This window comes from Vibrio galatheae (assembly GCF_000967545.1).
In the GTDB taxonomy this organism is placed as follows: Bacteria; Pseudomonadota; Gammaproteobacteria; order Enterobacterales; family Vibrionaceae; genus Vibrio; species Vibrio galatheae.
The window spans coordinates 191,394-204,456 of sequence record NZ_JXXV01000007.1; the positions used below are offsets into that span (position 1 = coordinate 191,394).

Genomic DNA, 13,063 nt, shown 5'->3' on the forward strand with positions numbered 1-13,063 from the left:
TGCAGTAAGCGTAATATGTACAATGATGTTAACAATTTGTTTTTATATTACTTACTTATAGCATATAAAATGCCGAGGTATAACTTGATTGTTTGTGTGGTTGGGGGTGTGCTTGGAGTATGAAATTAGCGAGCTGACAACCGTAAGCTCATTACTTGTGCTAATCTTGGCTGGCAAAATACGCGGCGATGTCTTTCAAATCTTGGTCATTAAGTCGCGATAGCTGAGCTTGCATCATTTCAGCTAATGGTCCTTGGCGATGACCATCTTGATAGTCTTTCATTGATTGAAATTGATACTGAGCGTTCTGCCCTTTCAAATTTTGGTAAGTAGGATTTGAAGCCGTTCCATCACTACCATGACAAAAGACGCAACTTGGTACTTTTACTTTACCAAGCTGTGGGTTACCGAAATCAGTGTTGGCGAATGCCGCTGAAGGGAGAAGGAGTAGTAAGGTAACAATGCGCTTCATCATGACGTCTCGTTAAATGCAAACTCCTTAAGAATAAAGCTTCCCCTAAGGGGAAGCTCAAGAGTCAATTATTTGAGGTATTGCGCAAGTTTGGTGAGCAACAGATCAATATCGGCGCTGGTTACGTCTTTGTGGGTAACGAAACGAATCGGGTTACCCGGTGAAATCGTGATTCCATCCGTTTTTAATTGCTGGGCAATCTGGCCGATTTGAACCGACTCATCGAGTTTGGCGAAGACAATATTGGTCTCCACGAAATTTGGGTTAACGGAAAAGCCTGCTAATTCACTCAGCCCAATTGCCAGTTTTTTCGCGTTTTGATGATCTGTTTTGAGCTGTGTTACTTGCTCGGTTAACGCGAGCTTGCCCGCTGCGGCGAGAATTCCCGCTTGGCGCATACCACCACCGACCATTTTACGTAATCGACGCGCTTTGGCGATGAACGCTTTATTGCCAAGTAACAACGAGCCAATTGGTGCTGACAAGCCTTTTGACAAACAGATCGTCATTGAATCAAAGTACTGGGCGATCTCTTTGATATCCACATCTAAAGCGACTGCAGCGTTATATACCCGAGCGCCGTCAAGGTGCAGTGACAGGCCGTGTTGATCAACAAACTCACGAGCTTCGGCAAGATAAGCAAGTGGCAGAACCTTACCATTAATTGTGTTCTCTAAACTGAGTAGCTTGGTGCGAGCGAAGTGGCAATCATCAGGTTTGATCGCGGCTTTCAACTTAGCAAAATCGAGTGTGCCGTCCGGATTATTCTCTATGGGTTGAGGTTGAATAGAGCCGAGTACTGCCGCGCCTCCTGCTTCAAATTTGTAGTTGTGCGCTTGTTGACCACAAAGGTATTCGTCACCACGCTCGCAGTGAGCCATTAGCCCCAGCAAATTTGCCTGAGTGCCAGAGGTGGTAAACAGCGCCGCTTCAAAACCGTGTTGCTGCGCTGCCCATTGCTCTAGATCGTTTACAGTTGGGTCGTCGCCGTAAACATCATCACCAACCTCGGCCCTAGCCATTGCAGCGCGCATTGCATCGGTTGGCTTGGTCACCGTATCTGAACGAAAATCCATAAATTAATCCCCTTACTTATATATAACCGCACAGTTTCGCTTTGCTTAAACACGCGATGGTCTTAGCATCGGTGATTTCGCCAGCGATAATTTTTTGTTCGAGCTGGGCAACAGACAAGGCTAACACCTCAATCACTTCATCATCGTCACATTGAAAACGTTGAGTTTGGCTGAGCTGCTTAGCGACGAACAGATACTGTATCTCATCGCAAAACCCAGCTAGGGGAGTCACCTGTCCGAGTGATATCATGCTACTAGCGCTAAACCCTGTTTCTTCCTCTAGCTCGCGATGAGCGCAAGACTCTATGGGTTCCCCTGATTCTAAAGTACCCGCTGGAAGTTCTAATAACCATTTCTTTAATGACGGGCGATACTGGTTGATAACAATGATGTGTCCGTTGCTATCAATCGGCAAGATGACCGCTGCTCCGGGATGTGAAATAGTGGTATGAGTGATATGTTTGCCGTTGGGAAGAGCGATAGTCTCCTCAACTAGAGAGATGCGTTTCCACGAATGAAGCGTCTTAGTACTATTATCCATTAGTTTTATATTTTAGCCCTAGCTTAAGACAGAACTTACCATAACTTCTCGCGCTCGTGATATAAAGCTCAATCTCAAGGCTCAACAGCAAAACCGTTACCTTAAACCCTCAAAAGTGCAAACATAGTTTTCGTTGGGATACGCTCAAAGCGCTTCTGATATAAAGATTTGTTCAATCCGAAAATTGCACTTGTAACAAGATGATAACAAATGTATAAAATTATACATACCATGCGGTTAGCCTTAGGAGAGCGCGAACATGATTAGCTCAAATCGAGTGTCTTACTCACAAAAAGCGTTGCTCTCAGAACGAATTACTAAGTTAGCCCAAGCACTGTCAGATGGTGTTTATGAACGTGAAGACACCATCAAATTATGTTTACTTGCGGCGCTCGCCGGCGAAAGTGTTTTCTTACTTGGCCCGCCGGGTATTGCAAAAAGTCTGATTGCAAAACGTTTGATACAAGCCTTCGATAACTCCTCCTATTTTGAATATCTAATGACGCGATTTTCGACGCCTGAAGAGGTGTTTGGGCCGTTAAGCATTCAAGAACTGAAAGATAATGGCCGTTATCTACGTTTGACTAAGGGCTATTTGCCGACTGCGCAAGTGGTGTTCCTCGATGAGATCTGGAAAGCCGGTCCGGCGATTCTCAATACGCTGCTGACCGTGGTTAACGAGAAGACGTTCAAAAATGGTAGCGATATTGAACGTGTTCCAATGCGACTACTGGTCTCTGCCTCTAACGAATTACCCGATGAAGATAGCGGCTTAGAAGCTTTGTATGACAGGATGCTGGTGCGTGTTTTCGTCAATCGCATTCAAAATAAACAGAACTTCAAGTCAATGCTTACTGTAGGAACTCCCCAAGAGGCGGTGATTCCAGCAGGGCTTGCTATTACTGATGCAGAGTACCACCAGTGGCAGAGTGAACTAGAGCAGCTTGAACTGTCCGATGAAGTGTTTGAAAAGCTGTTTGAACTGAAATCTATGCTTGAGAGCGCAGCAACCGAAGCGAGTGGTATTGATGTCGCAGACACTGATATGTATGTCTCCGACCGACGCTGGAAAAAAGCCGTTAAGCTGCTTAAAGCGAGTGCCTATTTTAATGGTCGTGATTCGATCAATCCCCTCGATTTGCTGTTGCTGCAAGACTGTTTGTGGAACAGCCCAGAGTCGCGTGACGTTGTGCGCAATGTCATCAAACAGTTTGCACTCAACCATGCATTTGATCAGCAAGAAGTAGAACAACAAATTACGATTTGTCGTGAAGAACTCGCTGATATTCAACAAGAGCTTGAAGATCAATTCGGTATTACGCTCGCGACGGAATCAACGACTGGATTACTTAAAAAGCAGGTCAATAGTTACGATATTTCTAACGCCAAAAGCTATAAAGTAGGCAGTGCGTTTGATCTGGTTAAACTTGTTATCCTTCAAAGCAACATGTCAGTTTCTGAGTCCGAAAAAGGCGACAGTCGTTGGGTTTATGTGCCCAAAAACGAACTGGAGCGAGTCATCAAAGACGGACATGGTGATGTTTATGGCTATGTGAATCAAAATACCAATATGTGTCGTTTAAGGTTTGATGTGGATGCTGGCAACAACCTTGTCATCAAGGACATTGCCAATCGAGGTGTGCTGGTGTCAATTGTCACTCGGCAAGGGTTGAATGAGTCGACTTATCAAACATGGGTGGCGAAAGCAGAACAAGCTATGTCACAGCTTGAAGAGGCGGAACATCATTTACGTAAGGTGCGTTCGCATTTTCATGGTGCGCTGCCACATGGATTCATTGATCAAGAATTGCCACGCACGATGGAAGCCAGCCTCCAGAACCTGCAGCAAGTATTGGAGTCGACCAAGACCGACTGCGAACGAACGGTTTTTCGGATCAAAAACCTAAATCAGTTCTTTTCCTAAGGAGCTGATATGTTAGGTGTCGACGGTTTAAACTTAGCACTCGCCATTGCTGACTCAGGCATTATTGATACGGCGGTCAACGATTTGATTGCGCGTTCGCAAGTGATGGCGATGGCCGAGAACAGAGGGGTAAAAAGCTCAGTCAAAAACCACTTGCTGAAGTGGCGTGGTAGCGTAAAAAAACGTATCACTAAGGTGTGTGAAACCGAGCGTTTCCAGCAAGAACTTGCCCTCTACCAAGAAGTCATTCATTGGGATGAAGAGCGGTTCTTTAAAGAAATTCCTGATGTTATTAAAAAGCTAGAGTGGCACTCTGCATTCTATTTACAAGCTCGTCGTCTTATCGAAAAAAACAAAGGATTAAACAATCCGATGTTTCCTCACTACTTCTGTGATCAGTGGTACCAAAGCCTTGCCGATGCGATTCGTCAGGCGCAGGTCACGGAGCTAGAAGCCAACAAAGAAAAGGTGTTGAAAGATCTCTACCAACGCATGGAAACCATGAAGAACATGGATAAAGTGACCGAGGAAGGGGATGAAGGCAGCGTTGGTCGTTTATGGGATATGGCCTCGGCTAAATTGAGTAAATCTGATCTGAATGTGATGAAACGCCATGCCGAGTTTTTAAAGAAAAACAAAGGTCTACAAGAGATCAGCGAAAAGCTTGGTCGAATGGCAAGTCAGGTTAATGACCCAGATTTGAACCGCGCTCCTGCCGAAGAGTTACAGATGGTGGAAGAGAAGTCAGATGAAGCAACCGATGATATTGTCGGCATTCATGAAAGCGACGATCTAAATAAACTTCTTCCTAACGAAACGCTCTTTCTTGCCTACCCAGAACTCGAAGTGGTGTTTTATAAACATCTGGTCGATAAACGGTTGATGAACTATCGCATGCAGGGCAAATCTCGCACCCTGCGCAAAATACGTGCTCAGCAACCTGATAATAAACAAGTCGACGTTGAAAAAGGGCCATTCATTATTTGCGTTGATGCGTCTGGTTCGATGAACGGTTTTCCTGAGCAGTGCGCCAAAGCAATGGCTTATGCTTTGATGCAGATTGCCTTAGCCGAAGACCGCGATTGTTATGTAATGCTGTTTTCCACAGAGCAGATTACTTACGAGCTGACCAAACAAGATGGCTTGCGTGAAGCGAGTGACTTCCTGAGTTATAACTTTCATGGTGGAACGGATATCGAGCCGGTGATCATGAGATCGATTGATTTAATGTGTGGCGATAAGTACAAAAACGCCGATTTGGTGGTGATCTCAGATTTTATTGCACCCAAACAGTCTGATGAGATGATCGCGCGCGTCGAAGAGCTAAAAGCGCGTAAAAACCGCTTTCATGCGATTTGTTTATCGAAATACGGTAACCCTGAGCTGATGGCAATGTTTGACCACACTTGGGCTTATCATCCAAATATTGTCGGGCGTTTGATGAAAAAGTGGTGATGATGACATCATCGATAAACAAGGAGCGCTTGACGCTCCTTTTTTCTTTTGAAGCTATGGGTTAGCGTCATTTAGTAAGCGCAGAGTTAAGCCGTTGGCAGTTTAGATAAACACTTACGACACAAGCATGAGTCATGGGCAGCAAGACTTTCGGTATCGCGTTTTTCCAAGCCAAAACACCAACAACTAGACTTACCTTGGCTGATATCACACTGAGCAGGTTGATTGCAGCTAGGACAAGTGTGTGTCGTAAGTCTGCCACTTAAATTACCGATGATTTCATCCCGCTGTTGATCAGAAAAATGACGCCAGTTAACGATTTCGTCCATAGTACGGTGGCATCCACTACAGATACCTTCGTTGTTTTTACATGCGGCGATACAAGGAGTTTTCAAAACTTATTCTTTCCGTTCAAACTGGCGACAGCGGAACTATACAGACTTCGCGATACAACTTCAAAATCTCGCTTACTTAGATCCTGTTTTAAACGAAGGTGGTTGATACTGAAGAGAAGCATCCTTTTTCATAAAGATATTGCTTGCAATCAGGCTGCCCGCGCAAATAAGGCTGAGCGCTGCCCAACCCAATAACGAAGGTGCTTCGTTAAATATTGGTATCGCCAAAAGGGTGGCAACGGCAGGTGTCGCCGCTCCGAATGCCGCTGTTCGCTCTGCGCCCAATACCGAAATCGCATGCAGATAAGTAAACGCGGCGATAAGACCTGCGCCAATACCTTGCAGCAACAAGTGACCACTTAGCTCTCGCCAAGGCCATTGTTCTACGCCGTGCGCGTATAAATAGCTCTCAAGGTTACCCGTCACGATTAGCACGCTAAGCGCCAGCATTGACATGAGTGAAATCAATCCAGAAGCGGCGAGTGGATTGAGGTTAGAAACGCGAGCGCAAATGGTAAATACCGCCCACATCGCGCTGCCGACCAAAAATAGCATGTGGCCCTGCAACAAGTTTGCGTCTGCATGACTAAAGCTTTGCGTGAGAAATAATCCTATGCCCGTGACGACTAACCCTAAACCAAATAGGCGATGAGCACTCGCAGGCTGTTTAAATAACAACACCGCGATACCCGAAACAAAGAGTGGTAGCGTTCCAGGGATAAGTGCGCTGCCATCGGATACCGGAGCCAGTTTCATTCCTGAACCAGCGACAAATAAATAGGGCAGACCACTGCCTAAAAACATACCGAGCAAATAGCGCTTTGGCACGGCGAGAATGGCTTTTCTTGCCTTATAAACCAGAGGCAACAGCACCAAGCAAGGGATCAGGAACCGAGCGATGGCAATATCTGCGGTCATCAGATCAGAATGTGCTCCGCTGCGCAGAGAAAGGAAAAAACCAGACCAGAGTAACAAGGTGGCAATCATTGCCAAATATCCAGAAAACATATCCATACGTACATCAAGTTAAAGTTATTAACATTATGCGCGGTAAAGAGCGGCGAAATCTGGCAATATTGATTATGATTTACCTCTACATTGATGGATTCCAGCAAATTTATGGAATTTATAGCAGAAAAATAGCGTGAGATAGTATGGACAGAATTGATAAACACATTCTACGGTTGCTGCAACAAGATGCGCGCCAATCAACGGCGGACATTGCAGATAAAGTCGGGTTATCAGCCTCTCCATGTGCCAGACGCATTAAGCGACTGGAAGAGTCGGGTATCATTGCCAACTACCGAGCCAGTCTTAATAAAGGTCGTATCGGAATCGGTATGACGGTGTTTGTTGAGGTCAGCTTGAATAACCACCAAGCATCAAGCATTGATGACTTTGAACAAGCGGTACAGGATATGGATGAGGTCATCAGCTGCCACGTAGTTTCGGGTGCTTATGACTACCTGTTAGAAGTGGTCAGCCATGATTTAGCTGGGTATGAGTCTTTTACGCGCAAACTGCAACGTTTGGAAAATGTCAAAGATATTCATACCCACTTGGCGATTCGTCAGGTAAAAGGCGGAAGCGAGCTGCCAATCTTTAGCCCGTCACATTCTCAGTGAGATTATTCCGGCTTAGTAATACTACCCAATTCAAGCACAGGTGCGACGTCGATATCTTCGGCGTTCATCATGGAAGAGATCCGCTGGACAGACGAAAGCAGTAATGATTGCTCCCACTCTTCTAAATGCTGAAATTTGGTGATAAAGCTTTGCTGTAAAGGGGTCGGTGCTTGCTCTAAAAGTGCTTGCCCTTTCTCTGTGAGATGAGCGTGAACTTTACGTTTGTCTTTGACACTACGAATGCGCTGAACAAGGCCATTACGCTCTAAACGATCCAGAATCGTCGTCGCGGTTGCCTGGCTCATATTGGTGTGATCCGATAGTTGACGAATCGTAACCTCTCCAAGCTCTTTAATCGAACGCATCAGAATAAGTTGAGGGCCGGTGAGACCGGACTCTTTGCTGAGTTTTTTAGAGTGTAGATCGATCGCTCGAATGATTTGGCGGATCGAAACCAATACTTCTTCGTGCTTTTCCAATGCGTTTCCTTGGTTCGTCGAGAATGAATGGAGAAAATTAGCCGAAAAATACATGAAATAATCGATGAAAAAAAGTCCCAATTATCACAAATTTTCACATGCACAATCCCGTCTCTAAATTATCTCCGTGCTTACATATTTAGTGTACGAATATTATCAAACGCTAAGTGTAACTCAATTTGCTCTTTATCCCATCAGTTGAAGCCATATTTCGCTAAAATGTGGCGAAAAAACAGCTTGCTACTGGCACAAAACGATAAGATGCGTACAATAATGATAGCAGGGTCAGATTGTATTATTATTGAAATAAGTTTTAGCTCTAATGATTTGTTTGTAATTTCTGATAAGCACCAAGGATCAAATGCTAGAGAGGAATGATGACTAAAGGCATAGATAAGTACAGTATTGACAGCACCGACTATACGATCGGGCAAGATAATGTGCAGAAATGGGGATTCGATGTGCACAATCCAGTATTTGGCTGGAGTGCAGGTCTGATAGCAGCATTCTTGATTGCTGTTTTGGTGATGGACGCAGAGTCAGCGAAAGCGACCCTTGATGGTATCAAGTGGCAGATTATAGGCAGCTTTGACTGGTTGTTTATTTGGTCGGGCAATATCTTTGTTATTTTTTGCTTAGCATTGATTGTTTCTCCACTGGGTAAAATACGTTTAGGTGGTAGCGAAGCGACCGCTGACTATTCTTATATTTCGTGGTTATCCATGCTGTTTGCTGCTGGTATGGGTATTGGACTGATGTTCTGGAGCGTTGCTGAGCCAGTGGCCTACTTTACCGGTTGGTATGAAACACCACTCGGCGTTGAAGCCAATACACCAGAAGCGGCTAAGCTGGCGCTTGGCGCAACCATGTTCCACTGGGGTCTACACCCGTGGGCGATTTATGGGGTTGTGGCACTGTCACTTGCATTTTTCGCTTACAACAAGGGCTTACCACTTTCAATTCGTTCTATTTTCTATCCTATTCTCGGCGATAGAGCTTGGGGCTGGGCTGGGCACATTGTTGATATTCTAGCGGTACTTGCAACGTTATTTGGTCTTGCGACTTCACTTGGCTTAGGCGCACAGCAAGCAGCAAGTGGTATTCATCACGTATTTGGGTTGGAGTCTGGGCTAGGCCTACAAGTTATTGTCATTACTGTGGTGACGCTATTGGCGGTGGTGTCCGTTGTTCGTGGCATTGATGGTGGTGTAAAAGTCATTAGTAACATCAACATGATTGTTGCGTTTGTATTGCTCATTATGGTCGCTCTGATTGGTTACTCAATCGTGGTGGGTAATGTAGGCACTACGTTAATGGCCTATCTAGAAAACCTCGTGCCACTGAGTAACCCACACGGTCGTGAAGACGTCGCTTGGTTCCAAGGGTGGACAGTGTTCTATTGGGCTTGGTGGATTTCGTGGTCTCCATTTGTAGGTATGTTTATTGCGCGTGTCTCAAAAGGTCGCACCGTACGTGAGTTCATTACTGCGGTTCTACTCGTTCCAACCGCTGTAACTCTATTGTGGATGTCGACATTCGGCGGTATGGCGATTGATCAAGTGATCAATGGTGTTGGCGAATTGGGTTCACATGGACTGACGGATGTTTCACTCGCCATGTTCCAGATGTTCGACGTACTACCTTATGGTTCATTGCTTTCTATCATCGCTGTGGTACTGGTCTTGGTATTCTTTATTACTTCATCGGATTCAGGCTCGTTGGTTATCGACAGTATTACCGCTGGTGGTAAAGTCGATGCTCCTGTTGTTCAGCGTGTATTTTGGGCGTTTATGGAAGGTGCGATTGCAGTCGCTCTACTTTGGATTGGCGGCTCTGAAGCGGTTCAGGCACTTCAGGCTGGCGCAATTTCAACCGCGCTGCCGTTTACCTTCGTACTGCTGCTGATGTGTGTCAGCTTGCTAATGGGTATGCGTACTGAGAAGCGATAATCTCACTTACGGTATTATGAAAAGGGACGAATAACGTCCCTTTTTTTGTGCGTGTAACGCTGCGGTTAAATCCACAGTTGGTTGATTGGTTTATTACGCTCAAAGTGGTGGGCGATTTGTGCTTGAAGCAACTCAGCCGTGGCGACTGCGTCAGTCAACGCATGGTGAGGAGTGTATAGCGGTAACCCGTAACGAGTTCGGCTTGCCCCGAGGCGGACTGACTCTGGCTTGCGGCCACGAATTTTATTGATTAGCCCGCCAGAGGCCTTTTGTTGAAGCTGCGTTTCTAATTGCATGGTATCGACAACTGGAAACTCAATCCCTTCTTTAATCCGGGTCGTCAGAGCTTGGTTAAAGAACTCTCTTTCTATTCTCTGATAATGCACCACCATGACTTTGCCTGCCATTTGCTGCAAAACTTGTTGGTACACACCAATTAAATCTGGGGCATCTAATACGTCTGAGTGAGTAATGCCGTGAATAACCACAGAATCTTCAGCAAGCTGCTTACGCGGCTTGACCGTCCAGTGATGAGCTTGATTGATAAAAATACGGTTGAGCGTAAAGGGGACCGTACCTATAGTAATGATGTCATCTTGCTCTGAGTCCAACCCGGTTGTTTCAAAATCCATCGCCAGAAACACCACTTCCTCGATTGGTGTTGTAGGATTGGGCACACCAGCTTGATAGTAAGCTTTCAAAGCATCATCCTGAGCCACTTCGAGCTTGCGTCTGAACTTACTTTGCCAGTCAATGGAGGGAGGTGACATAATTTTATTGAGCATGTTCACCTCACTTAAAGTTGTTGCTGGCTTGGTAACGGAATTTAAGGAAGTTTTGCGCATTGCTCAGGATCTGGAACGCATCCTTGAGGTTGCGTCGCTCAAAATCCGACAAATTTTCTGGCTCAATGTTGTTGTCTGGTTCAATTTCATTCTCTACGTCGTAAGCTTGGTGGCGAATTCGAACCATAGAGATAAACTCCAGAGCATCACTGAGATCGCGTGCTTTGCCTTTGGGGAGAATGCCAGCCTCGTGAATGTCATCTAAGCGCTCAAAGGAGTTTTTCGAACGAGACCCGACGGCAAGCGCATGAACACGTATTAAATCTGCAAGTGGTGCGGTACCCCGACGCTTAAGGTTTATCGAGTTTTTATGCTGACCATCTTTTTCCATCACAAAGCCCTTAAAGAAGCCAAGCGGTGGTGTACGATTCATCGCATTGCGTGCTAAACAAGCAAGGAAGCGATTATTTTTACGTGCGCGTCGAACAATGAATCCGTTGAGTTGCTCGGCCCATTTGAGACGGCCGTAAACACCATCAAGGTCAAAAAAGATCGATGCGTTCAGGAGTGCTTTAGGGTTAGGGTCATCAATCCAGTCGGCGAAGCATTCTTCCCACTCGGTTCTTGTCATGCGCCAATCCGGATTGGTGGCCATTATGTCTCCAGTGCAATAGCTGTATCCGCACTGATCTAAACCATTACACACCCGCTTAGACAGCTCTGCAAAATAGTCATCGTGTTGCGCTTTAACAAAGCTGTTATCAAGAATAATCGCGTTGTCTTGGTCGGTAACTAAAAGCTGCTCGTCACGGCCCATGGAGCCGAGAGCGACAAAGCAGTATGGGACAGGCGGTTCGCCAAGTTCTTCTTCTGCGAGTTCGATGATGCGCTGCTTAAAGCTTCTGCCAATAACAGACATGGCGCTACCCACCATGTGAGAGTTTGCATCTTCGTTAACCAAACGAACGAAACTGCTTTTCACTTGCTCAGATAGAGCGGCCAGCTCTTCGATAGACTGCTGTTGGAAAATAGTACTGACAAGCAGCAGTGAGTTTTGCGATTCGTAACGAACGATATCGGTCGCTTCAATAATGCCAATTGGTTTTTTATCTTTGAGCACGGGTAGGTGATGAACGTTGTATCGCAGCATGGTCAGCATAGCTTCATAGACGTAAGCATTGTGATCGAGTGAGATAAGTTCTGTGGTCATCACAGTGGCAACTTGGTCACTAGGGTCGAGTCCCTGAGCCAACACGCGAGTACATAAATCGCGATCGGTAATAATCCCAACCAGCGGCGAATGATCATCTTCGTCATCTTCTAAGATATCTGGGTCAATGATGAGCAGTGACGAGACGTTTTCATCCGCCATCTTGATTGCCGCATTTTGAATTGACTCTGTTTTGTCGATAGTTGGAGCCTCTCCTGTGAGAAGAGTCCTTACTTTAGACGTTGTTAAGTCGTTTTGTTCACTGGTGTTTGAGATGGTTTGCCGCAGTCGAGCGGTATCTTCAACTTCAACGAAGTCGGCGAAGGATTCATGATTGTCGTATAACTCTTGGAAAACGTGCTCTGGAATGCAGTACAACAAGGTGTCTTTAATCGCCTTGACCGGGAAGCGCACTTTGTTTTTGGTCAATAACCCCATTTGACCAAACAGCGCACCCTCATCTAACCGATTGTAGAGTTCCCCCTTACGTCGATAAACTTCGACGACACCGCTACGAACCATATACAGATCATGGATTTCGTCACCAAAATGGATAATTGGCGTATCTTCACGATAGTAAGAAATTTCAACGTGTTTGGTGATGTAGTTGAGGACATCGTCTTCGAGTTCATCAAAGGGTGCGTGTTGCGAAAGGAAGTTTTTTATTTCCAGTAGCTCGGCTTCCATGAAAACATCCGGTCTTTGAGAGTGATGTTTCAATGGTACATGATCTTGCCTCTAACTTCATGGTTTGCCTTACCCGCCGCAAACAAAACAGGCCAAGTTTGAACGACTTAGCCTGTGGGTGATTTTACGTGGTAGTGACAAAAAACACTTAGTTAAGTGCGGTTAATGGAATGTGCAGTTATTCGTTTGTATTGAGGGGAGAGCGAAAGAAAGCCCCATGCGAATGCGATGGGGCGTTTTCGTTAGTACCAGTCATCTTCTGGGAAGAGTTTCCCTTCTGGAGCGTATGGATCGTCGTCAAATGGATGTTCAGCCTTGTTCCTTAAGCTATCCAATTGATGCTCAAGCATTTTTACAGTGTCGTAATCACCTTCTGAGCAAGCAACATATATCTGTTGTTCCAAAGCTCTAATGCTGTCATTGATACCCATAGTTACCTCCCTGAGCGTGTCATGCGCAGTTGAA

Annotated in this window: 13 protein-coding genes; 4 read left to right on the forward strand and 9 right to left on the reverse strand. The window is 45.6% G+C overall.

Annotation, left to right across the window (positions count from 1 at the left end):
• Positions 1-160 precede the first annotated feature (160 nt).
• The 3 genes from TW81_RS03625 to TW81_RS03635 form a co-directional block, all read right to left on the reverse strand.
• Positions 161-472, reverse strand: a complete 312-nt coding sequence (locus tag TW81_RS03625) for a c-type cytochrome (RefSeq protein WP_084715800.1) — start codon at positions 470-472, stop codon at positions 161-163.
• Positions 473-540: 68 nt separating this feature from the next.
• On the reverse strand, positions 541-1,548 hold the full coding sequence (ltaE, locus tag TW81_RS03630) for a low-specificity L-threonine aldolase (RefSeq protein ID WP_045954367.1): 1,008 nt from the start codon (positions 1,546-1,548) through the stop codon (positions 541-543).
• Positions 1,549-1,564: 16 nt separating this feature from the next.
• On the reverse strand, positions 1,565-2,089 hold the full coding sequence (locus TW81_RS03635; RefSeq protein ID WP_045954368.1) for an NUDIX hydrolase: 525 nt from the start codon (positions 2,087-2,089) through the stop codon (positions 1,565-1,567).
• A 259-nt stretch (positions 2,090-2,348) separates the two neighbouring features.
• Here TW81_RS03635 and TW81_RS03640 point away from each other — a divergent pair, with 259 nt between their 5' ends.
• A complete protein-coding gene (locus tag TW81_RS03640; protein WP_045954369.1) occupies positions 2,349-4,013 on the forward strand; it encodes an ATPase RavA domain-containing protein in 1,665 nt (554 codons plus the stop codon).
• A gap of 9 nt (positions 4,014-4,022) precedes the next feature.
• On the forward strand, positions 4,023-5,468 hold the full coding sequence (gene viaA / locus TW81_RS03645) for an ATPase RavA stimulator ViaA (protein ID WP_045954370.1): 1,446 nt from the start codon (positions 4,023-4,025) through the stop codon (positions 5,466-5,468).
• Positions 5,469-5,554: 86 nt separating this feature from the next.
• Here viaA and TW81_RS18970 read toward each other — a convergent pair whose 3' ends face one another.
• Both TW81_RS18970 and TW81_RS03650 read right to left on the reverse strand, forming a co-directional pair.
• Positions 5,555-5,863 (reverse strand): cysteine-rich CWC family protein, encoded by a 309-nt coding sequence (locus TW81_RS18970; RefSeq protein WP_084715795.1) that lies wholly within the window; start codon positions 5,861-5,863, stop codon positions 5,555-5,557.
• Between the two features lie 72 nt (positions 5,864-5,935).
• Positions 5,936-6,871, reverse strand: coding sequence for a DMT family transporter (locus TW81_RS03650; protein WP_204243981.1), 936 nt, complete (start codon positions 6,869-6,871; stop codon positions 5,936-5,938).
• A 146-nt stretch (positions 6,872-7,017) separates the two neighbouring features.
• Here TW81_RS03650 and TW81_RS03655 point away from each other — a divergent pair, with 146 nt between their 5' ends.
• Positions 7,018-7,488, forward strand: a complete 471-nt coding sequence (locus TW81_RS03655; protein ID WP_045954372.1) for an Lrp/AsnC family transcriptional regulator — start codon at positions 7,018-7,020, stop codon at positions 7,486-7,488.
• 2 nt (positions 7,489-7,490) lie between these two features.
• On the opposite strand, the gene TW81_RS03660 is transcribed toward TW81_RS03655, so the two are convergent.
• Positions 7,491-7,967 carry a MarR family winged helix-turn-helix transcriptional regulator gene (locus TW81_RS03660; RefSeq protein WP_045954373.1) on the reverse strand — a complete coding sequence of 159 codons (477 nt, stop codon included), beginning with the start codon at positions 7,965-7,967 and terminating at the stop codon, positions 7,491-7,493.
• A 377-nt stretch (positions 7,968-8,344) separates the two neighbouring features.
• On the opposite strand from TW81_RS03660, the gene TW81_RS03670 reads away from it, so the two are divergent.
• Entirely contained in the window at positions 8,345-9,916 is a 1,572-nt protein-coding gene (locus tag TW81_RS03670) for a BCCT family transporter (RefSeq protein ID WP_045954375.1), read from the forward strand.
• A gap of 65 nt (positions 9,917-9,981) precedes the next feature.
• Here the strand turns inward: TW81_RS03670 and TW81_RS03675 are convergent, their stop codons facing one another.
• The 3 genes from TW81_RS03675 to TW81_RS03685 all read right to left on the reverse strand — a co-directional run bounded on the left by TW81_RS03675 (position 9,982) and on the right by TW81_RS03685 (position 13,029).
• Positions 9,982-10,701: a 3'-5' exonuclease gene (locus TW81_RS03675; RefSeq protein WP_045954376.1), complete on the reverse strand. Its 720-nt coding sequence runs from the start codon at positions 10,699-10,701 to the stop codon at positions 9,982-9,984.
• Between the two features lie 7 nt (positions 10,702-10,708).
• The gene (locus TW81_RS03680; protein WP_045954377.1) at positions 10,709-12,598 is read right to left on the reverse strand and encodes a DUF294 nucleotidyltransferase-like domain-containing protein; all 1,890 of its coding nucleotides are present in this window, start codon (positions 12,596-12,598) and stop codon (positions 10,709-10,711) included.
• A 242-nt stretch (positions 12,599-12,840) separates the two neighbouring features.
• Positions 12,841-13,029 (reverse strand): hypothetical protein, encoded by a 189-nt coding sequence (locus TW81_RS03685; RefSeq protein ID WP_006879632.1) that lies wholly within the window; start codon positions 13,027-13,029, stop codon positions 12,841-12,843.
• Positions 13,030-13,063: the final 34 nt, after the last annotated feature.